The organism is Clostridium formicaceticum (genome assembly GCF_001854185.1).
GTDB lineage: Bacteria > Bacillota > Clostridia > Peptostreptococcales > Natronincolaceae > Andreesenella > Andreesenella formicacetica.
Map to the genome: position 1 here is coordinate 4,171,231 of NZ_CP017603.1, position 22,111 is coordinate 4,193,341.

Below are 22,111 nucleotides of genomic sequence, written 5' to 3' on the forward strand. Positions count from 1 at the left end.
AGTTATCAAAATTGATATCTACAGGCTATATTAACAAAAAACACATGATTAAAGCTATTTTATAGGATATAGACATTATTGATGGGTTCATTTATACAGATATACAACCCCTTGGTCCTATTTTCTCCTCACATCTGTCTTAGGGTTTTTCCTACTTATTGATGTTTTTTTGCTATGTATAATTTCTTCAACGGCTGTAATCTTTCCGTTCAATATACCGACAGGTGTGACATCTATATTTAAAACCTTCATCATTTTATACATGATGAACTTTTCCCGATCTCTCACAATATTGTAGACTACACCCTCTTTACCCATCCTACCCGTACGACCAGCCCTATGGAGGTAGTCAATTGGATTTAGAGGTAAATCCATATTGAATATATGAGATACATTTCTGAAATCCATTCCCCTAGTAAATATATCTGTTGTAACTAATACCTTAAGCTCACCCTTGTTAAAAGTAGTTAAGATATGTTGACGATCTTGATTTTTCGTCCTTGTTTGTATGCCTCCAACAGATAATCCAAGGGATTTTAATTCCCTTACAAATCTATCCACGTTTTCATTTCTATTGATAAAAACCAAAGATTTAGCTGGTTTTAATACTTGCATAAGCTCTGCCAAAGTCCCCGTTTTTTTTAATGCCTTACTTACTATATATAAATGCTTAATTTTTGATGGGACAGGCTTAGCATTGTCTAAAGATATATATTGGGGCTTTTTCATTAAAGATTGAAGAATACTTAAGGCATCCTTTGAAAGGGTGGCAGAAAAGCTTACCAACTGTCTATCCTTTAACGTAGTATCAATCACTGCATGTACCTTTTCTTGTAGTCCTCGCTCCAGCATTTGATCAACCTCATCTAAGGCGATCATCTTTACACCATGCATTTTTATCTTTTTTAATCCGATAATATGTACTAGCTTTCCAGGAGTGGCTATAATAAGCTGAGGCTTGCTTTTTAATTTGTCCAGCTGTCGATTAATATCCATTCCCTCAACCAACGGCATTGCAGTAATATTTGTATTTTTAACAACATGCTCTGCTTCTCTATGAATTTGAAGGCTAAGCTCTCTACTCGGAGCCAAGACAAGCATTTGAAGCTCTTTCTTCTTAGGGTCGATTTTTTCTATCATTGGTATTAAATAAGCCAGGGTTTTTCCTGTGCCTGTTTTGGCCTTACCTATCACGTCCTTACCCTCTAAAATATGGGGAATAGAATCGGCTTGTATCTCGGTAGGATTCTCAATCCCCTCTGTTTCAAGATTTTCTAATATAAATTGTTTAAGATTAAATTCTTCAAATTTTTTATTCACAATTAAAATTCTCCTTTTAATAGGTCCGCTAAACCATTACTTTTTTGTATTATCTCTTAGCTGAAGCTTGAAGCTCTGTAGGATCAAAGTTGGCAGATTCTTATATACTGTTCAAATTCTTTGACCTACTTATATATATTACCACAAATTATCTTAAATAAGCCTATTGCTATATAATAATCTCAATAATTGGTTAATAATAGCATAAGGCTCCTTTTAAGCTCTCTTTAATTTTAATCTTTGCACGATGAAATGTGACTATTGCCCAGCTTTCTGTTTTTCCAAAAAGTTCAGAGATTTGTAAAAATGATGATTCTCCAAATACTCTTAAAGAGAGAACCTCTTTATATGGCTCATCTAAAAAATGTATAAAAGGGCATCGAAAGTATATTTGGCAATACAAAAGAAAAGAGGGGACCCCTCCCCTCCATCTACACTCTAAGTACCTTTCCTAATAATACAATAACTTTTTTATCTTCTTTCTTTGTTTGTTTTGTTTCCTTATGCATTATTTATTTTCAATCGGAATATAAATCTCACTAATAGAGTTTTCATTATACGGTCCCAAATGCTCATCACCATAATACTCAAAATTAAAATGCCCTGGTAACTTATAGTCAGTTGCTGGTAACCACTCTTCATATATATATCGATAAGTATGTCCAACTTGATTGGCTAATCCTTTATGTCTAAACTTAAAGTAGGTTTGGGCTGGAATGGTCTTAGCTGTCAATTGAATTGGGATTAATTCAAGTTTATCAACTGCCACTGCTACATAAAAATATATGTTGTCATTATCTTGATCTGGAAACCAAAATTGTAACTGATAAAATTCTAAGGGTTTTTTCACATTTGGAATAACGGAAAGATTTTGTGTTAACAGTGACCACTGTTCCGTCAGATCATTTCCTATTGATAAATCATAGTAAAATGGGATTCCCACCAACTTTATTTCGTCCAAGGACACAACTTCTGGTTCTTTATCTAAGGCATGCTCAAATTTTTTCAATTCATTATCAGTTATCGGCTGAAGTAACAATTGTCTATTAATAGTACCCTTTCTACGAATTTCTGAGGGATTTTTATTAATAATTTTGTAAAAAGCTCTTGTATAAGCTTCTGAACTTCCAAAACCGAATTCAAGAGCTAAATCAATAATTCGTATATCCGTTTCAATAAGTTCCGCAATCGACTCAGTAATTTTTCTAGCCAATATATATGATTTTGGTGAGTAACCCGTGATAGATTTGAACAACCTACAATAGTAATAGAAAGAAAACCCTAGTTCTTTAGATATGTCTATAACAGATATTTTTGATCTGAGGTTATTTTCAATTATTTGGATAGATAATAAAATAAGCTCTCTATTATTCATACTAGGTTTCCTCTTAGAAATTAAAATAATTACTCCAATCAAAATTAGCTGAATCTTCAATACAACTTGGTAAGCCTGCACACCACTCTGGTAATTTTGTCTCTCTTACTACATCAGAACATGGGTAATATGGCTTGATATCAAGGACTGGTGTTCCATCCTCTGCATCTATATACGAAGTATATATGATTCCGCGGTTATAATCAATACCTTTAACATCAATAACGCTTATACAAATTGGATTGGGCCTAAATGATGATCTGGTTGCAAATATTCCTATGGTATCTGGTCCTGCCTTATATGGTTTTTCTGTGGCCATAATTTTACGCATATCTGGATTATCCATCTGATTTGCCCACCAAAGGACAATCAAATGCCCAAATCCATCCATTGCTGTTAGTGCTTCTTTGTAGGCTTCATCAATATCAATTTTGAAACCATGAGTATTATTAATTTTACCTATTAATTTTAATTCCATCATAACTGCCTCCTTATAATTAATAAATTAGTACAGTTATATTATAGAATATTACTAAAAAGTACTCTTGATTAAATTTGTTTAAAACAAACCATAGATTGATATTATTTGCTTAATTGATAAAACAGCAGATCTTGAATAAAATAAAAGGTTTGTTTTGATAGAAAGATGATACTCATAAGAATAACTCTGCAAACCTAGATGGGTTGAAAAAGCAAGTCAATTATTATGCATTGGAGGACTAGTAATTTTTTAATCTTTAGGTTCTTTGGCAAAAAACTTTTCATAAATTTATTTAAAAACAAAGTTCAGAATAATAGTAAAATGAATAATGCATTAAATGCTATAGAAAAGGTATTTACCTATCTTTAGTATTTTTTATTAACAGATACTATTCAACTAAATCATAAATTTAAATAGGAGACTTCTTGCTTAGAAAAGCTAAAACCCTTGTTCTGTCCTATCGATGATTTCATCTTGAAGTACCTTACTTAAATTATGGAAGTGATCACTATATCCAGCAACTCTTACAATAAGATCTTTATATTCGCTTGGATTGTTTTGTGCATTTATTAGGGTTTGCCTATCTATTACGTTAAATTGAATATGGTGACCATCCATATTAAAATACGCCTTAACAAGAGAAGCCATATTTTCTATTCCTTCATCACCTGCAACGACAGATGGCGTAAATTTCTGATTTAAAAGGGTTCCTCCTGTTCTTAAATGATCCATCTTTGTTGCTGATTTTATTACTGCCGTAGGGCCATATTGATCTGCCCCTTTTTCAGGAGAAATTCCTTCAGAAAGAGGTTTTCCTCGAAGTCTTCCGTTTGGGCTAGCTTCCATTACTTCACCAAAATAAACATGGCATGTTGTAGGAAGCATATCTATTTTATATTTCCCACCTTTCATATTGCCTCTTCCATTTAATTCATGATAAAAAGCATTAAATACCTCCAGCATGATGCCATCAGCATAATCATCGTCGTTTCCATATTTAGGAGTTTTATTTAGCACAATATTATGAATGGCTGCATATCCTTCAAAATTATCATTCATGGCTTTTATAAGTTCATTCATAGTAAACTTTTTCTTATCAAATACATTATATTTTATAGAGGATAAGCTATCAGTTACAGTAGCTATTCCAACGCCTTGAATATAATTTGTATTGTACCTTGCCCCTCCAGCATTATAATCCATTCCCTTCAGTATACAATCATCGGTTACAACTGATAAAAAAGGAACTGGCATATGCTTTGCGTATATATTTTCAATAACATTGTTTCCTTTGACCTTTATATCGATAAAATATTTTAACTGCTTTTTGAATGCTTTAAATAGTGCTTCATAGGTAGTAAAATCCGACGCTTCTCCAGTGGTAAGTCCAAGCTGCTTTCCAGATATTCTATCAAAGCCGTTATATAATGTCAGCTCTAGTATTTTGGGAATATTGAAGTATCCAGTTAATATATAGGCTTCTTTTCCAAATGCTCCTGTTTCAACGCAGCCACTGGCACCTCCTTGTCTTGCGTCTTCAATGGTTTTTCCTGCTCCAAGAAGTTCTTGAATAATTGCATCAGTATTATAAAATGCAGGCTGTCCCCAGCCTTTTCTTGAAATTTCGCAGGCTTTCTTCAAAAAATGGTGAGGTGTTTTTTTGCTGATCTGAACATTTGAACTTGGTTGTAAAATTTTCAGTTCATCCATAACCTCTAAAATTAAGTAACTTATATCATTCACACCATCTGCGCCATCTTCTGTCACGCCCCCAGTATTTATATTAGCAAAATCAGTATAAGTTCCACTTTCTTTTAAGGTTATTCCAACTTTAGGCGGAGCTGGTTGATTGTTGAATTTAATCCAAAAACATTCCAAAAGCTCCTTTGCCTTTTCTTCAGTTAGATTTCCTTCTGCAACTTCCTTTTTATAAAAGGGATAAAGATGTTGGTCAAGTCTTCCTGGACTATAAGCATCCCATGTATTAATCTCCGTAGTAACTCCTACGTGAACAAACCAATACATTTGAAGTGCCTGATAAAAAGTCCTAGGGGCATTGGCTGGAACAACGTCACAATTTTCAGCTATTAATAAAAGTTCTTTTTGTCTTCTTTCATCCTTTTCAATCCTTGAAAGTTTTCTTGCATAGTCAGCGTATCTTTTTCCATAAATTATTATCGCATCACAACATATATCCATAGCCTCAAGCTGGGCTTTTTTATCAAATGCTCTTGCATCATTATGGAAATCCAGCTTTTCTAATGCTCTTTTTATGTCTTCTTTAAAATCCAAAAATCCTTTTTTATATATTTTTCCATCGGCAACCGTATGTCCAGGCCCCCGTTGTTCCATAAATTCTGTAAAAATACCACTTTCATAACAATCTCGCCACTCAGACGTCATATGATCAAAGATCTTTTTTCTAATAGACCTTTTCTCCCAATAGGGAATTATTTTTTCAGCCTGAATCTGCTTAACTTCATTGCTTACCTTAAAGAATATTTTTTCTCTTGCATCCATTATTTTAAAATCTTCTAGCGTATGACAACAAATTTCTGGATAAGTAGGGGCACCTTGAGGATTTTCCCCCTTTTCTCCAACGATTAATTCATCTTCATTAATACATAAAGTCCTATTTTCCATAAAGTGTTTAAAGGCAAGAGCTCTAAGTACAGGGGTTTCAACGCTTCCCTCATATTTTTCATAAGCTTCACTTATTAACACAGCTCTTTCAATAGAAATATGCGGCTGAGTATTTACGCTGTTCTTTTTAAGTCTTCTTATTCTTTCATTCATTCCTCTTTCCATAAAATCATCCCCCTATTTTAACTTTAAAGTTGTTTTTTTCAAATAACCTTTTTATTTCTTGAAGCCTTTCATCGCTAGGTTTTTTCATTAAATCATATTCATATTTCATATTTAGCCTTTTATATTTATCACTGCCAATTTCATGATATGGCAATAAATTTATATGTATTATATTAAGGTTTTTAATAAAATCCACTATAGCATTTACATTTTCATTGTCTGTATTTACACCTTCTATTAGTGGAAGCCTTAAATGAATCTTTGCACCTTTTTCAGAAAGTTTTTTTAGATTTTCAAGAATCATCTCATTAGGTACACCTGTATATTTTTCATGTTTTTGCGAATTCATTAACTTTAGATCATATAAAAATACATCTACATACTCTAATACTTTTTCAAAATGATGAAAGCTTATATACCCACATGTATCAATAGCAACAAAAATTCCTTTGGCCTTGCACTGTCTTGCAATTTCATGAACAAAATCTATTTGGTGCATAACTTCTCCTCCCGAAAGCGTTAGTCCACCACCTGACTGTTCATAAAAAATTTTATCCTTTTCAATTTCCTTCATAAGTTCACTTGTTGTATATTCTTGTCCCACTATTTCACGTGCATTGTTTATACAAAACTCTACACAGTTTTCACAAAAATTACACTTTTTAAACTCTACATTAATTTTTTCTGCTTCTATATGAATAGCACCATTACTGCATCTCCTTTTACACTCTCCACATAAATTGCATTTTTCTTTATTGTACATCATCTGCTTATAATAGGATTGACTTTCTGGATTATGACACCACATGCATTTTAAAGGGCAACCTTTAAAAAATACTGTTGTTCTTATCCCTGGACCATCATGAACAGAATATTTTTGTATGTTTGTAATTAAGGCTCTATTCACCGCCATCCCCCTTAGTCTTAAAATCAATAATTAGACGTACTATAACACGCCTTTAAATTTAAATTTTAATATATCCTTATATTATATCGTACTCCTGCCTAAGCAGCACTTGTGTTTTTACAAGTTTGCTATAATTTATTACATTCTATCATCTACAACCATATTAATACCAATTTATTCATAACCTAAAAACACGTTATATACCCGCTTCCAAAAACATGAGTAAAGTAGTGTCCTTATTTAAGAAAACATATAGACAATAACCCAATAACACCACTAAATAGCATACACGTCCCTGATCTGCTCTCATCCTCATGACAAAACTAAAAAACTCTACGGAGCGTTTATTGAAAATTTCCCTATCAACAGTTATATTTGATATATAGATAGGAGGAAATAACTATGGATTGTAGTAAAATAGGAGCATTGATTATAAGTTTACGTAAAGAAAAGAACATGACCCAGAAAGACATTGCTGAGAAGTTGAATATAAGCGACAAGACCATTTCCAAATGGGAGCGTGGTATAGGCTGCCCTGATGTGGCATTACTCGGTGACCTTTCCAAAATATTAGGTGTTAACATCGAAAAGATTTTATTAGGTGATTTAGAAGAAAAAGATACGGATGGTGGTAATATGAAACGAATTAAATTCTACGTATGCAAAAACTGTAGTAATGTTATAACCAGTACAAGTGAGGCTGAAATCTCCTGTTGTGGCAGAAAGTTAGTACCTTTGATTGCAAAGCCCGAAGATGAATCTCATAAAGTAAATGTCACCGATATAGAAAATGACTACTATATTGAAATGTATCATGAAATGAGTAAAACTCATTACATTTCATTTGTTGCATTTGTCTCTTTTGACAAGGTACTACTTATAAAACTATATCCTGAACAAAATGCTGAATTACGAATTCCCAAAATTCAACGAGGAAAGCTCTACACTTATTGCAGCCAGCATGGCTTATGGGTGAAAGGAGTATGATTATGGATGATAAATTCAATCCGCGTCATGCTTATTATGCCTTAACCACTGATCATAGTTTACTTCAAAGTCAGGATACTGCTCTAATAAACTAACTATCTCCTTCATAAATCGAAAATAATGTTTGTGCTGCATCAACATACCACTTTAAACAAATATTTAGCTTCAGATGTAACAGTAAATTGCCGCTTACGTTCAGAATAACAAAAACAACGAATGTAGTTTCTAAACTTCATAAAAGTAAAGTAATTAATTAGGTTAAAAATCAAATAAAAGAACCAGTTCAAACTGGTTCTTTTACTCGATTCTCTTTTCGATATTACCCTATAGACTGCTTTATAGTAGCTTATAGAGCTTACAAGTTATTGCCTTATGTCAAGCTTGTGCCATTCTATTGGCGCATAGTTATTTATGCCAATTTCAAAGCCTTCTATTTTATTCGTATTTACCATGAAGGAAGTTATTGAATAGTAAATTGGAATTGTAAGGGCTTCTTCGCTGATATATTTAAGTACTGCATCGTAATTTTTTTGTCTTTCTGCTTCATCGATGGTATTTAAAGTTGTTATTATATTGTTATATAGACTTTCATCATACCATTATCCCTACAGATGAAAGTTCAGATTGAACAAACTCTGCCAGTGACTTCCGTTCAGGAAACTCTGCTGTTGTCAGCACAAAGTTAAACTCAAGATTTTTTCCATTTTTTTCTGGAATGCCATCCCCGTTTGTGTCAATATATCCCGCAGCCTCAAGTAATTTTTGGGCTTTTTCCTTATCGTTTGAAAATCCATAATTGTTTTCAATCGTCGTATAAGGAACACCGTTTTGATATAAACCATTGGCTTCTAGTCCTATGTTATCAAAAATATCTTCTGCAATGCTTTTTTTGTTGATAGCGTAGTTCATGGCTAAACGAACATTTTTATCTTGAAATGCTTCTACCTCTTGATTGAATGCAATAAAGTGGGAACACATTGTTCCTACTAGCGAAATCTCGAAGTTACCAGAGTTTTTTAACTCTAAAAGACTCTCCATCGGAATTTTTCCAATAAGGTCACCTCCAAGTATATCTATCTCTCCACTTTGAAGAGCTAAAGCCCTAGCTTGTCCATCTGGTATTACCTTAAATTTGAGTCTATCTATTTTAGGTTTTTCACCCCAGTAGTATGGGTTGGGAACAAAGGTAAATTCTTGATCTTTTTCATAGGATTCTAGCATCCATTGGCCTGTACCTACTGGTTTTGTAAATGTACCCATTGGATTTCCTGGATCTTCAGTGATTGAAGAAGGGCTTAAGAATCTCACAGGTCTTGGATAGGTCAACTCTGTCAAAATAGGATAAGCTCCATTTTCAAATACAATTTTCACCGTATAGTTATCAACAGCTTCCATGCTTTCTACGTTAACCGATGTCAGACTTGCATGTCGGGGATTCTTGACCCATCTTTTTAGATTGAAGATTACAGCTTCTGCATTAAAGTCTGTTCCATCTGAGAACTTTACCCCTTCTCCCAGCATATTAAAGGCAAATACCGCAAGCATAATGGCAAGGCCAGGCCAAACCAACATTAAAGGCTGTGAGGTTAAATACTGTCTACTATCACTCAGCATAACACCCCAATCTGCCGTTAACGGTTGTGAACCTAGTCCGATAAAGGAAAAACCAGCAACGTGCATAATAACAGCAGCAATCCGAAGTGTAGCAAGTACAATAATTGGAGAAATCACATTTAAGATTATGTGTTTTAGAATTATAGAAACTCTACTGCTTCCAGAAGCAACCGCCGCCAATACAAATTCTTTTTCCTTAAGCTTTATTACGGTACTTCGTACAATTCTTGCAAAAGGTGCCCACCACAACAGAACAAAAACAAGCATGATATTTACAGTACTTGACCCTAACACACCTACAATCCCTAAGGCACAAAGACCCGATGGAAAAGTTGATGCAATATCCACAAGACGCATAATAAGATTATCAATCCACCCTCCTGTATAGCCGGCAACAATTCCAAGTGGGACTCCGATTGCCAACATAAGAATTGTGGCTATAATTGCAGTGCTGAGGCTTGTCCTGATTCCATAAATCAACCTTGACAGCATACATCTGCCCAGATGATCTGTTCCTAGAGGAAACTCAGTGCAAGGCTTAGGTAATTTTTGTGTAATATCAACCGTGTAAGGATCATTTGCGGAAACAATCGGTACAAAAATACCAGCAAATATAAAGAGCAGTATAATAATCAATCCTATTACTGCTAGTTTTTCCTTTAACAATTTAGTAAATATATTGTTTTTTTCACGATGATGACTCCTCCTCTAGTAGGACAAAATATGAAAAAATTGTATATAGTAATCTTAAGGAAGAAATATAGAATATATAAATAAAAATAATAGAGCGTTATTTTTATAAATTTTCTATTCCACTTGTATCTTAGGATCTATATAGAGGTATACAATACCAAGTAAAAGATTCATGGCACTATAGGTTATAGCAACAATCATGATATATCCTTGAATAACAGGTAAATCTTTAAGTTTAATGCTCTCAACTGCAAATTTTCCTATTCCATTCCAAGAAAAAATAGTTTCGCAAGCAAACTAACCCGCTAAAAGCTTTCCAAAATTTATGCCTACCAGAGTTATACAAGGGATCACTGCATTTTTTAATCCGTGCCTTATCAATACGACATTTTGACTAAGGCCTCTTGCTCTTGCTGCTTCTATAAAAGGAGAATTATTTATTTCTATGAGATTATTTCTCAACATTCTTATATATGTTGCCGTGTAGTTTACACTAAGTGTGAATGCTGGCAAAAATATGTTTTCGAATTTATTTCCAGAAACAACTGGAACAACTTTTAGCTGAACAGCAAAAATATATAAAAGCATTAGTCCAAGCCAAAAATCTGGCATTGTAGCCCCATAGTGGTTATTACTCTAAAAAAGTGGTCAAGCGGCGAATCCTTATATCGGGCTGAAATGAGGGCAATTGGTATAGCGAATAAAACTTGATTGCTTTCGTTAACCAGTTAATATACTGAATATGTAAAGGTGCATCTATGCCTAATTCTTGTTTTACTGCTACAATATTTTTTTCAGTAACCTCTATTCCTTGACTACGAATGGTTATCTCTGCCACATCAGCCGATGAAATATTATTTAAGAAGAATGCTAAAATCGTTACAATAATCAACATGGGTATAATTTGAATGATGCGTCTTAAAATAAATTTATATTTTTTCATGCTCTCCTCACTTTCATGAATGACTATGTCTTTACTAAAATAGATTCTAAGTCCAAAAAAATGAAGGTGCATATCGATCACACGCACTGTGATTGGTATTCACCTTCATGGCTAATTATTGTTTTCATAATAATACCATTCTATTTAGAACAAGACTATCTCTATAATATTTATTTTCATCTTAAACATGCAATAATTTTGAAATTTTGTAAATAGTATACAATTGTGCCAATTATATAAGTAATTCTGAACAGCCCTTTCTTACCAATCCAAAATAGGAAATTCATTAAGCTAGGGGGTAACCAACCTAATGAACTGGGGAGTAAAAAACTATGAATTTGTTTAAAATGAAAAGCCACGAAAGGTAGTTTTGTAACCTTCATGGCTTTGTATTTTCTCTGCTGTCTTCATGACAATTATCGTTATTTTTTTAACATTTCTTAAGAAAAGTATAACTTATCCTAGTAGATTTGTCAATATTTTTTATAAATATTTTAAATATTGACACAAACACTATCAACTTGACTCGACTTGTTCAGTCTTTCTTTTTATGAGTATACCTTAGGGCCTTTATCCTCTAGTCTTCTTGCTTTAATTGTGGCAATCAAAACGTCTCCTTGGCTTCTTTTAACATACCCCTTATCATTGCTCAATGATTCTAAAAACCATGACAAAATCTCTTTAAATATTCCAATTCTCAATAATAGAGGACTTAATGCTACCAATATCGCTAAAAAAGAAATGTCATGAAAGTTAGAAAATAAATATCATATTCCCTTACTATCTTCAGATTTACTTCTCACCCCTTGATCATGAAGTATCTCTATAAAAATGATTGCATATACTAAGATCAATCAATACTTTTGTTTAATAAGGAAATTCTCTAAATAATAGCAAAATCCTCTAACTTTCATTAGAATATTTTTTATGAAGTTAGAAATTTAGTGAATCTATTACAGTTAGGCAAAAAACCGCCGTTACTTATGATAAGGTTCACCGTATCGCTGAAGTGGCGGTTTTTTCTACTACAATACACATTGTTTTAGATTGATCAGAGTATAATTTACCTGTCACATCTGAATATATATCAACTTTATTAAAGCCAGCCTTTTTTACTTCTGCAATAATAGTGTCCTTGGTATATGATTTAAACCAATTTCTAATTACACCGACTTTTTCATCTTTATCAATTATTACATATTGATCTAACCTCACATCTCCTCCATAAATAAAATGAGATTCAAAACATATATGTTTGTCTGGTTTCCAAAAACCACCTTTCTCACTTACATACCATGTACTGCTCTCTTTCTTTTTTTCAAATTCTTTTAAAGTAAAAACATCAAATATAAACTTGCCACCTGGTTTTAAAGAGTCATAGACTTTCTTTAATAAAACCTGTCGACTAATATCTGATAATACACCAAAATCACAATAGATTAAAATCACTAGTTCAAATTCATTCTTATAATTAATATCCATATAGTTTTTATAAATGTAGTTTATATCTTGATTTTTTTCACTTGCCTTCTTCCTAGCATAGTTAATTGATCTCTTAGAAAAATCAATTCCAGTAATTTCATATCCTTTTTTATATAATCTCTCTGCATACAAGCCAGGACCACAACCCAAATCTAAGACATTTTTATAGGTTGATGACGGTGCAATTTTAGCAATCCACTCTACTGATTTGTCTATAAAATCATGACATCTACTGGCTGCTTCCCTTTTAGGATTCAAATGAGCTTCTAGCATACCCTTAGAAATATGTTCATCATCCCAAAATTTACTTGTGCTTTGTACATATAAATCTGGTTTCTTTAAATATTTGAATAATTGATTTAACATTTTTTCTCACTTTCCCTTCATAAATATTTTTTTATAACAATATGATTCTGTAAAGTTTGAATAAAAAAGAGCCTTAGACTTTAATCTACGGCTCCTAAAAAAACAGGTATAACTATGCCGAGAGATAAAAGACTAAAATCCAAATTGAAATTAGGTACAACAAATAACTGTTAGTTAATAACAGTATTGTTCGCCTATTAAATTCAACTTAAGATTTTATTCTTCATCTCCGGGCTTCACTTATGTTATTTGATTTGTTAACATCAAGTGTTGCCGGATAGCATTCCACCCTTCATAATCATATTGTCATAGGTTTATATTACAGTAAATAGATAATTATGTAAATATTGATTTTAAATTTATATTATATTATTTAGAGCCAAGGGGACGTCAGACTGCGACAAAACGGTTAAAAGTACCATTGGCTTTTTAAAAAGTGGAGCCAAGCTATACCAAATTGAACGAAATTTGAGGTTGAATCCCTGAATAAATTCAAAATACACCCAAAAATCAAAAATGGGTATGGAAAAACCATCCAATAACATTTTTGCGCAGTCTGACGTCCCCTTAGTCTGTTTTTATTAACGCATTTCATGATCATTTGCTACAACTTTTAAAGGAATAAACATATCGTACATCAATAAGGTGCTCCCCCATAATTTCTAAAACATATTCATCATTGTTACATTGCATCCCTTTCTTTTCGTAGAAGCGCCTTGCACGTCCATTATCCTTTAATACCCATAAGTAGATGCTTTCATAACCAGATTCTTTTAGATCTGATAATGCAGAATCTAACAGTTTATTACCATATCCTTTACCGAAATATTTCGGCAACAAATATAGAGAAACAATTTCTCCACAATCTGGGAGTGACTTATCTCTGGATTTTCCATATGCAACACAGCCAATTGGCTTACTATTTTCAAATATAATCTGTGCAGTTAGAACATCATCTTTTATCCAGTCTATAAATGCTGATTCCCAATGATCCTCCTTTAGTTCATCTAAGTAAGCTTGAGGAATTATCCCTTTATATGCAAATTTCCAGCTTAAAGCATAAATACGACTAATATCTTTAACATCGTCAATCGTTGCTTTTCTGATTTCCATCTTTATTCCTCCATAATACATCTCCAAGCATTATCTGCGCCAGGACGGCGTGGCCTTTGCACGATATGCCGTAGTCACGGTAGACACGCCGGTTACCCGACGCACCCCGCCCAGATCCCGGCATGCGGAACTACCGCACCGGACTCTTCAGAAATATTCAGTTCCGTAATCCGGCAATTTAATATTGTAATTCTAACTGGTTATTTGGGCTCTCTAAAATCTTTGGTTTTAATATCCCATACCATTTCATCAGTCTAGTGAATTCGTTCCAGTTGAAACTCTTTCTCTGACTTCGTCTATTTAGCCACTTATATAAGATTTCCATAGCGATGGTATAGAATTTCCATAGACTTTTGTAGTTTCCAATCAATCCGTAGTAATTGTAATATCCTCTAAATTTCTGATTCAGCATATCAGTTATTTTCCTCATTCTGTTATCTCTATTTTCCTTGCACCATACTTTGAAATTCAGTAAAGATGATCTTAATTTCTTCTTAGAAGTACTTCTCTTGATGATATCTTTTCCCTTGCGGGACACCCCCACCGAAACTCAAACCCTAGAAAATCAAAATGAGTATTTTCTTCCTTGCGAAATCTCGAAAATCTGATAATATTGGTCTTTTCCTTAGATAATTCCAATCCAAACTTGCCTAATCTATATCCTAGTGTTTCATAGAACTTTTCTGCATCCTTCTTATATCGAAAGGCGCATACAAAGTCATCAGCATATCTACATAAGTAAGCCTCACCTTTACACCTGGGCTTAACGATTTTCTCAAACCAAAGATCTAAAGCAAAGTGTAAATATATATTCGCTAGAATCGGACTAATGATACCACCTTGAGGTGTTCCAATAGCTGGATGTATCACTAAATGACTGCCGTCGATCACTCCTGCCTTTAGCCATTTTGTAATCAATCTGATAAGAGCACTGTCATGAACTCTTTCTTCAATCATTTTGATCAACCATTCATGATTGATATTGTCGAAGAATCCTTTGATATCAGCTTCTACTATATAGCTATACTTATTAAACTGTAGCTCTTTAGTTAGATCTTTGATCGCTTGTTGAGCTCCTATGTTAGGGCGATACCCATAACTACAATTGAGGAAATCCTCTTCATAGATCGCTTCTAATATCTGGGCAACAGCCCTCTGAACTAGTTTATCTGATATTGTTGGAATACCAAGTGGACGCGTTTTATCATTTCCCTTCGGGATATTAACTCTACGAACCAGTTTTGCCCGATATCTTTTATCCTTCAGACTACTTGTGATTTCTTGAATATTTTCTCTTAGATTTAGCTTGAATTCCTTAGCTGTTATCTTATCGATTCCTGCTGAGGCATTTTTATTTATTTTCCTCCACGCTTCTATCAGAGTCTCTTCGTTTAGTAGCCTGTAGAGATTTTGAAATCGGTGATTTTTATTTTGTTTTGCCTTCTGCCTTATTCCTCGCAGTGAGGTTTGCATTAGTTTGTCCAGCCCGACATGTCCGGCTAATGTTTCCTTTGCGAAGTACATATTTCTGTCAACCCCTTCCCCATGTAGTTGGCTCTCCCAACCTCAAAGTACTATGAGTTGATCCGAATCCTGTAGCGTCATAGACCGTCCTATTTTTCGGTTGGATGGGTCTACCAGCTGGTTGCTGGAACCTACAGGTCCTCCCAAGTTCCTGACATTTCTCTTCATACATGCCACGTTCTCTGATCCCGACAGACCCTTAAGAATCTCACCATTAAACGATTCTCTTGTATTGACTTCCGTGACGTTAAACACGTCGTCATCTGCATTTTGTCTATTTCTAGACCCACAGTTTACGAGGCTGAATATGCTTCAGGGATTACGGTCTCCCCTATGGCCTATATAATTCTCTGTGTACGCTTCACCTTTGCTGTCGCCAGCATCGGCGAAACACTCGATACAGGTGGCTGGTTAGACCTTACCTGACAGGGACTTGCACCCTGTAAGAAATACCAAGTTTTGCTTGGCGCACTAACATTCTATGGGTTCACGACGTCGATCTTTTCCCAAAAGATGTACTTAACCGATGTTGTAAACCCCCTGTTAGGAGATGTTGCCCTTAGACTATTCTTAAATATTCAAATATTTAATGTCCTTTATGTTTAGCTTTCTTTTTTTGCTGTTTTAATTCAAATTTTCTTCTTTTTTCCTCTTCTTGCTTTTTCTTCAACTCATGCTTTCCTTTTGTTTTATTTTTTTCTATTTGAAGCTTTATTGCTTGTTGAGCTTTTGTGCCTATTCCTTCGTTCTGAAGTTCATTTCTTATCTTTCTTTGTAATCTTTTAGGATTTACTTTTTTCTCTTCATATTTATCGTTACATAACATAGGCTCGCTAAATTTTAAACTATAGTAATTTTTCAATATGAAATCATATACATCGTAATTCTTTGGTTCACAACCGAATATAATCTTTGAAACTTCATATTTCCCATTATTAAATCTTTCAAAAACTCCTTTCCAATAAGGCTCCTCAAAAAAAATCGTCAACTTTGTTTTTAATTCATAACTTTTCACTTTTCTTTCCTCCTGTTTTATAACTAACCATGAAGAAGGGACAACCCCAGGAGGGCAGGTTACTGCTATCTACACAATGCATAATGGATAGGTTCGGACTACCAACCGAACTGTGTTTTTATCTTCATAACAATACCAAACTACTATTATTTTATACTTATTTCCATAAAACGTAAATATTTCTATTGAATTACACCTTATTAAACTCACAAATATTGTCATCTGAACCATATAGAATCGTAGTCGATTTGTCCCAAGTGTCAATAGGATGAGATTTTACATAACAGTAGTAATCCCAATAAAGTGTCTGCCCAACTGGCGTTTTAATTTCTTTCTCTTCTTTTAGTCTTTCCTCACTTATATTGAACCATCTCATCATATTATCTATGATACGCTCCATGTTCAACACAGGAGAAAGGAATAAACATTGTTCAAGTGACACATCTCGGTATGCAAGTAAGCTGAAATAACAACCCATACTACAAGCAAATACACTTATATTACTTGAAATAGTTTTTGCATACTCAACAATAGCTGTAAGGTCACTAACACAGTTTTCAACCTTTGAATCTCCCCACAAAATTGCAGGAATACCTTCAATCATCAAATTAATCTTTATCATAATTCTTTCCTCTTTTCTAAATATAACTAAACCTAATTATTCATCATAATTTATCTGACCGTGTTTCACACCGCATAGTTACTGTATTAACCTGTTGAATTGCCTTCACCTAAAAAGTGAAGCTGAAAAATAGAAAAAGGGATTCAACTTTGTTAAAATGAAGTTACCACACTATCACAATAACAAAAGGAGAAACCCTTATGTCTAGTTTAAGTGTACTTCTCTCTATTCGCCTACTCTTTTTCTTTCACCAAAGAATACATCTTCATATCCATTACCTTCCCGTTTTTAACTGCGTTTTTCTTCAAAACACCTTCACAAACAAAACCGGACTTTTCAAGGATACGGCAGGAAGCAATATTATCAGCAAAAGGCTCTGCATAAATCCGGATAATATCTGTATGGTCAAAAATGTGACGACATACTTGTTTAACAGCACTCGTTCCAAGCCCCTGCCCCCAGTATGGCTCAGCGATATAATAGCCTATTTCTGCGGTTCTCTGGTGTATGTTATCCTTGCGAAAAACGCCGATACTTCCGACTGCTTTATCATCGATGGTTATAGCAAATGCATAGGTTTTATCTTTATCAGAGTTCAACATAGCCGTGATAAATTCTTCAGCACTCCTAACCGTATATGGAAACGGTAATCCGTCACGTAAATTATCATGGATTTTTTTGTTATTTAGAGCTTCAGAAAGACATGGTGCATCATCAATTCTCCAAGGACGTATTTTGCAATCCATCTTCATACCTCCGCAATATATGAAATTCTTTATATACCATTATCCCATTAATGAACTTTACAACTCAAAAACTGATTTTCAAAACTCACCCTAGAGCAGCAATACAGCAATAGGGACGCAGTAATAGGGATGGTTCTTATTGTTACGCCTTTTTAGCTGCAGTACTATTCACTTCTATTCCTCTTAAAATCTGTAAAATAGAAATTCCTTCTATTTCTAAGTTCAATCCCTAGCATATCACTATTGTATCAGTTGGATGACCCTAACACCGCCTAAATTTGCTTCCTTTAAGCTCTTTATAAAATCTTTTTCTTTTAGCACCTTTCTATCTGAGACTAAATAGAGTGTATAATTCATGTTTTTATTTAATTTCATTAACCTTACCTCTTTCTTGAATGTCTTCTATAGAAAATTTACTGATTGCATCCATTAAGTAAACCTTAAAGCTTCCTAAACCTTCATACTCTTTTAGACGGGATTGTGCCTTTTCGCCTGCAATTCCCATTATCATCATACCGGCGATTGCCCCATGCAGGCTTCCTTTCCCAGTTCCACAGCAAAGTCCTATCAATGAGGAACTCATGCAACCTGTACCTGTTATATTTGTTAGCATTTCATGTCCATTATTAATATAATAAACCGTTCCTCCATCTGAGATAATATCCACTGCACCTGTTATTACAACAGTACACTGAAGCCTTTTTGCAAGCTCCAAAGCTATTTCCTTACCTCCGTCTAGCGGATTATCTATGGAGTCAACTCCCTTCGTAGAGGCTGCTATTCCATAGATATTTTTAATCTCTGACATATTACCTCTTAATACCGATAACTTTACATTCTTTAATATTCTCCTAACGATTTCATTTCTTAGATTTGTGGCACCTACTCCTACAGGATCTAATATCACTGGAACACCTATTTCATTTGCTTTTTTACCTGCTATTAAAAATGATTCCATAGATCTTTTGTTTAAAGTGCCAATATTTAGTACCAGTGCAGATGCGATAGATACCATTTCCTCAACTTCATCTTGGTCATCCGCCATTACAGGGCTTCCTCCTAGAGCTAATACAATGTTTGCGCAATCGTTAACTGTAACATAATTTGTAATATGATGAACAAGGGGCTTTTGCCTTTTTATTTCCTGCAAAATTGTAATCAACTGATTATTTATCTCCATAAATGTACCTCCAAGTTACTTTTATTATAAAACTCATAAAAATGATGAGCAGGACCTATGCCTTTTCCTATATCCCTGGCCCTCCACTGCTATCAGAGCCCGCTATTATTAGTAATTTTTCACTACATTCCATTTCTATTGTGATTGTAAAGGTTGATTACTACAGATTTTAAAAGAACATTAAAAATAGAATAACCAATAATTGCGCCTACTAATGAGCTTAAAACAAAAGGGCCTACAAAGAAGAATATAGCCAATTCTCTTCCCATTAAAAATTTTGCTACTGGATAAGATGCTATTGCACCAATAATACCAGTGCCAAAGACCTCCCCCAGTAAAGCGTATTGAGGTTTTCTTGTTTTCTTAAACAATACACCAGCTAAAAATGCACCTATCATACTTCCTGGAAAAGCAATTAGTGATCCTGTCCCCAGTAAATTCCTTAAGAGTGAAATTGAAAATGCGACTGCCACTGCATATTTAGGCCCAAAGATTAACGCTGCTAGAATATTAATGCCGTGTTGAACTGGAAAAACCTTCGATACTCCTACAGGAATATAAAACATATGGGCACTTACAGTACCAATTGCTGTTAATAAAGCTGTGGTAGTTAGCTTTTTCAAATGCATTTTATCCATCTCCTTTTTTCAAAAAATAGAAAAACACAAACCCAATTGCAGGGTCTGTGCTTAATTACGCATATACTTAAATGTCTAATGTAAATACACTTCCCTCCGCTGGTATAATCCAGATCAGGTTATAGGGATTAAAGACTAATAGGCCTTTTTCTCAGCCGGCCTCACCGGCACTCCCAGTGTTGATCTTTTTATTGAATTTTATTTAGCATGAATATAATATCATACTGAATTTTATTAAGCAATCATAAGTGTTAATCTAGACTATGTTTTAGAAATTATTTTCTAGAAAAAGTACTATTGAGATTTAATAACAAGCCAATTCAGTAATGTTTTAACTAATATTTACTTTGTAATATTCCCCCTTGTTTTAGTTTCCATTACTTTAATATTGTGATATCGAAAAAGTCAATAATATCATATCATGAGTTTCAAATTTTAAAATTAATCTCAAAATAAAAAAGCACATTAAGTCAATTGACCTAAACTGTAAAATGCTATTAAGCCTAGTAATACCAATAAAAAAGACATGATGATTTGTGTTTAATTATCATGGGAAAGTATTCGTTTTCCAATAGAAAAAGCCTTTCCAGCAATCTTTCCTACTGTGTTGTATCTTATAGCAGCTGGATCAAACAATAGCGGTTTGATTTTTTCTATATCTGGTAGATCATTTTTATCTATACAATCTGCATCAACTTTAATGTCTATTATTTGACCTACGAATAGTGTATGTTCCCCAATCTGTAAGGTTTCTATTAGTTCACATTCCGCGTTGAAGGGAAATTCTTCAATATATGACGCATCTACCTTGTCACTTTGAATTGGGGTAAGACCTGTATCACTAAATTTGTCTGTTTTATTTCCTGATACTAAGTCAAAATAATCTGCCTCTTTTATATAAATTTCAGAAGGAATATTGATTGTAAAAGCTTTTCTATTCATAATGTTTTTGTAAGTACATCGTTGTTCTCGTATGGCTATCCCAATACTTGGAGGACTTGAACCACAAATTCCCGCCCAAGCTACATTCATTGCATTAGGTTTGCCCTCTTCACCATAAGTTCCAACAATAAATACTGGTGTTGGAAATATAATATTTTTTGCTCCTATACTCGTTTTCATTTTTCGCTCCTCTTTTCAGGGTTATTAATAACAATTTATCCCAGAACTAATTTGGTATTTTAAATTTAAATCCAACCTGAGTATGGTCTTTGAGTTGTTCCATTGTGCAGCCATTTAATAAGAGTAATGAAATCAAAAACTGGCAATTGTGTAGCTTCTTGTATTGCAGCTGCATAAGGAGGCATATCACTACACTCAAGCAATATTGCTCCAATGTCATCATCTCCTTCAAGCAGTTCAAGAGCTGCTTGAACCACCTCTTCTCTTGCTTTTCCATTGTCAAAGTAACCTCTCATATCGACTACGGCTGAAAAATTTTCAGAATGCATCATATCTTTAATCACAATGTTCCTAAAATCTTCAACACAACAGTTTTTAAATAATTCAGGGGTTATAGCTGATGCATTAGCAGTTAAAATGCCAACTTTTTGACCTGGCTTGATTATGCTTTTTATCCAAGGAAGCTGCACTAAGCTAGAAAGAGCTACTGGAACATCAAGTGCCTCTGCTACCCTTCGATGAAAATTTCCAAAGAAACCACATGCTGAACATATTGCCCTAACTCCCTCTTTTTCCACCATATGCTTAGCAGTAGCAATAATATCGTTTGCAATTGTAGGATCCGCAGCAAACAATCTTTCATTCGTAAGATTAGGAACAGCCCTCATTCGTACTGGAAAATCGTAAGTATACGCATTAACAACATTTCCAGGCATCATAGGATAGTTCACATTTTCTATATATACAATGCCTACTGAGTATCCTGCCACCTGCTGATGATTAATTGCACGAACAAATCTGCTGTCATTATTCGATGTAAGATATCCATATTGCCTTCCATTCAATCTTTTATCCATTTTAATCTTTTCCTCTCCTAATGAAGTTATATTTAATAGCTTGCAAAATCTTTAAGATATTTAGTATTCAAGGACTTTCAAATTTTGTAAATAACATTCCCCTATCTCTTACTCCTATTAACCACCCCCTAGGATTCGAATAACCTTTATAATATCATTTTCTTTTAATACATGATTTTCATATTCTTTTTGTAAAAGTTGTTTACCATTTATAAAAATAGCAATCATATCATTGTATCCCTTTTCATGTAATAATTCTAATATTGTTGTATTTTCAGCAATACTAACTTTGTCCTTGTTCAAAGTAACTTCCATACC

The 22,111-nt window shown here is 33.8% G+C and carries 20 protein-coding genes, 1 pseudogene and 1 riboswitch; of the genes and pseudogenes, 1 reads left to right on the forward strand and 20 read right to left on the reverse strand.

Features of this window, described 5'->3' with window-relative positions:
* Positions 1–117 precede the first annotated feature (117 nt).
* From BJL90_RS19435 to BJL90_RS19460, 5 genes are all read right to left on the reverse strand, one after another.
* Positions 118–1,320: a DEAD/DEAH box helicase gene (locus BJL90_RS19435; RefSeq protein ID WP_070972096.1), complete on the reverse strand. Its 1,203-nt coding sequence runs from the start codon at positions 1,318–1,320 to the stop codon at positions 118–120.
* A 508-nt stretch (positions 1,321–1,828) separates the two neighbouring features.
* Positions 1,829–2,695, reverse strand: coding sequence for an AraC family transcriptional regulator (locus tag BJL90_RS19445; RefSeq protein WP_070972103.1), 867 nt, complete (start codon positions 2,693–2,695; stop codon positions 1,829–1,831).
* 13 nt (positions 2,696–2,708) lie between these two features.
* Positions 2,709–3,173 carry an SAM-dependent methyltransferase gene (locus tag BJL90_RS19450; protein ID WP_205684252.1) on the reverse strand — a complete coding sequence of 155 codons (465 nt, stop codon included), beginning with the start codon at positions 3,171–3,173 and terminating at the stop codon, positions 2,709–2,711.
* A 441-nt stretch (positions 3,174–3,614) separates the two neighbouring features.
* On the reverse strand, positions 3,615–5,984 hold the full coding sequence (gene hypD, locus BJL90_RS19455) for a trans-4-hydroxy-L-proline dehydratase (protein WP_070972109.1): 2,370 nt from the start codon (positions 5,982–5,984) through the stop codon (positions 3,615–3,617).
* Positions 5,985–5,988: 4 nt separating this feature from the next.
* Positions 5,989–6,891 (reverse strand): trans-4-hydroxy-L-proline dehydratase activase, encoded by a 903-nt coding sequence (locus BJL90_RS19460; protein WP_070972112.1) that lies wholly within the window; start codon positions 6,889–6,891, stop codon positions 5,989–5,991.
* Positions 6,892–7,293: 402 nt separating this feature from the next.
* On the opposite strand from BJL90_RS19460, the gene BJL90_RS19465 reads away from it, so the two are divergent.
* Positions 7,294–7,878 carry a helix-turn-helix domain-containing protein gene (locus tag BJL90_RS19465; RefSeq protein ID WP_070972115.1) on the forward strand — a complete coding sequence of 195 codons (585 nt, stop codon included), beginning with the start codon at positions 7,294–7,296 and terminating at the stop codon, positions 7,876–7,878.
* Positions 7,879–8,469: 591 nt separating this feature from the next.
* On the opposite strand, the gene BJL90_RS22895 is transcribed toward BJL90_RS19465, so the two are convergent.
* The 15 genes and pseudogenes from BJL90_RS22895 to thiS all read right to left on the reverse strand — a co-directional run bounded on the left by BJL90_RS22895 (position 8,470) and on the right by thiS (position 22,108).
* Positions 8,470–10,158: an ABC transporter substrate-binding protein gene (locus tag BJL90_RS22895; RefSeq protein ID WP_236904961.1), complete on the reverse strand. Its 1,689-nt coding sequence runs from the start codon at positions 10,156–10,158 to the stop codon at positions 8,470–8,472.
* A 141-nt stretch (positions 10,159–10,299) separates the two neighbouring features.
* Positions 10,300–10,797 (reverse strand): annotated as a pseudogene (locus BJL90_RS22900) (ABC transporter permease).
* A gap of 19 nt (positions 10,798–10,816) precedes the next feature.
* A complete protein-coding gene (locus tag BJL90_RS22905; protein ID WP_236904962.1) occupies positions 10,817–11,215 on the reverse strand; it encodes an ABC transporter permease family protein in 399 nt (132 codons plus the stop codon).
* A 906-nt stretch (positions 11,216–12,121) separates the two neighbouring features.
* Entirely contained in the window at positions 12,122–12,976 is an 855-nt protein-coding gene (locus tag BJL90_RS19480) for a class I SAM-dependent methyltransferase (protein WP_070972118.1), read from the reverse strand.
* Between the two features lie 597 nt (positions 12,977–13,573).
* The gene (locus tag BJL90_RS19485; RefSeq protein ID WP_070972121.1) at positions 13,574–14,089 is read right to left on the reverse strand and encodes a GNAT family N-acetyltransferase; all 516 of its coding nucleotides are present in this window, start codon (positions 14,087–14,089) and stop codon (positions 13,574–13,576) included.
* Positions 14,090–14,267: 178 nt separating this feature from the next.
* Complete coding sequence (locus tag BJL90_RS22910) at positions 14,268–14,519, reverse strand: group II intron maturase-specific domain-containing protein (RefSeq protein WP_236904963.1); 252 nt, start codon at positions 14,517–14,519, stop codon at positions 14,268–14,270.
* Positions 14,520–14,572: 53 nt separating this feature from the next.
* Positions 14,573–15,613, reverse strand: coding sequence for a group II intron reverse transcriptase/maturase (gene ltrA / locus BJL90_RS19490; RefSeq protein ID WP_236904956.1), 1,041 nt, complete (start codon positions 15,611–15,613; stop codon positions 14,573–14,575).
* 586 nt (positions 15,614–16,199) lie between these two features.
* Positions 16,200–16,628 carry a YjdF family protein gene (locus tag BJL90_RS19495; RefSeq protein WP_070972124.1) on the reverse strand — a complete coding sequence of 143 codons (429 nt, stop codon included), beginning with the start codon at positions 16,626–16,628 and terminating at the stop codon, positions 16,200–16,202.
* A gap of 190 nt (positions 16,629–16,818) precedes the next feature.
* Positions 16,819–17,250 (reverse strand): hypothetical protein, encoded by a 432-nt coding sequence (locus tag BJL90_RS19500; protein WP_070972127.1) that lies wholly within the window; start codon positions 17,248–17,250, stop codon positions 16,819–16,821.
* 233 nt (positions 17,251–17,483) lie between these two features.
* Entirely contained in the window at positions 17,484–17,996 is a 513-nt protein-coding gene (locus BJL90_RS19505; RefSeq protein WP_070972130.1) for a GNAT family N-acetyltransferase, read from the reverse strand.
* A 361-nt stretch (positions 17,997–18,357) separates the two neighbouring features.
* Complete coding sequence (thiM, locus tag BJL90_RS19510; protein WP_070972133.1) at positions 18,358–19,176, reverse strand: hydroxyethylthiazole kinase; 819 nt, start codon at positions 19,174–19,176, stop codon at positions 18,358–18,360.
* Positions 19,177–19,298: 122 nt separating this feature from the next.
* Positions 19,299–19,805 carry an energy coupling factor transporter S component ThiW gene (thiW, locus tag BJL90_RS19515; RefSeq protein ID WP_070972136.1) on the reverse strand — a complete coding sequence of 169 codons (507 nt, stop codon included), beginning with the start codon at positions 19,803–19,805 and terminating at the stop codon, positions 19,299–19,301.
* Between the two features lie 83 nt (positions 19,806–19,888).
* Positions 19,889–19,999: riboswitch (TPP riboswitch) on the reverse strand.
* 355 nt (positions 20,000–20,354) lie between these two features.
* Positions 20,355–20,936 (reverse strand): flavin reductase family protein, encoded by a 582-nt coding sequence (locus BJL90_RS19520; protein ID WP_070972140.1) that lies wholly within the window; start codon positions 20,934–20,936, stop codon positions 20,355–20,357.
* Positions 20,937–21,001: 65 nt separating this feature from the next.
* Complete coding sequence (locus BJL90_RS19525) at positions 21,002–21,793, reverse strand: aspartate/glutamate racemase family protein (protein ID WP_070972143.1); 792 nt, start codon at positions 21,791–21,793, stop codon at positions 21,002–21,004.
* Between the two features lie 117 nt (positions 21,794–21,910).
* The gene (gene thiS / locus BJL90_RS19530; protein WP_070972146.1) at positions 21,911–22,108 is read right to left on the reverse strand and encodes a sulfur carrier protein ThiS; all 198 of its coding nucleotides are present in this window, start codon (positions 22,106–22,108) and stop codon (positions 21,911–21,913) included.
* Positions 22,109–22,111: the final 3 nt, after the last annotated feature.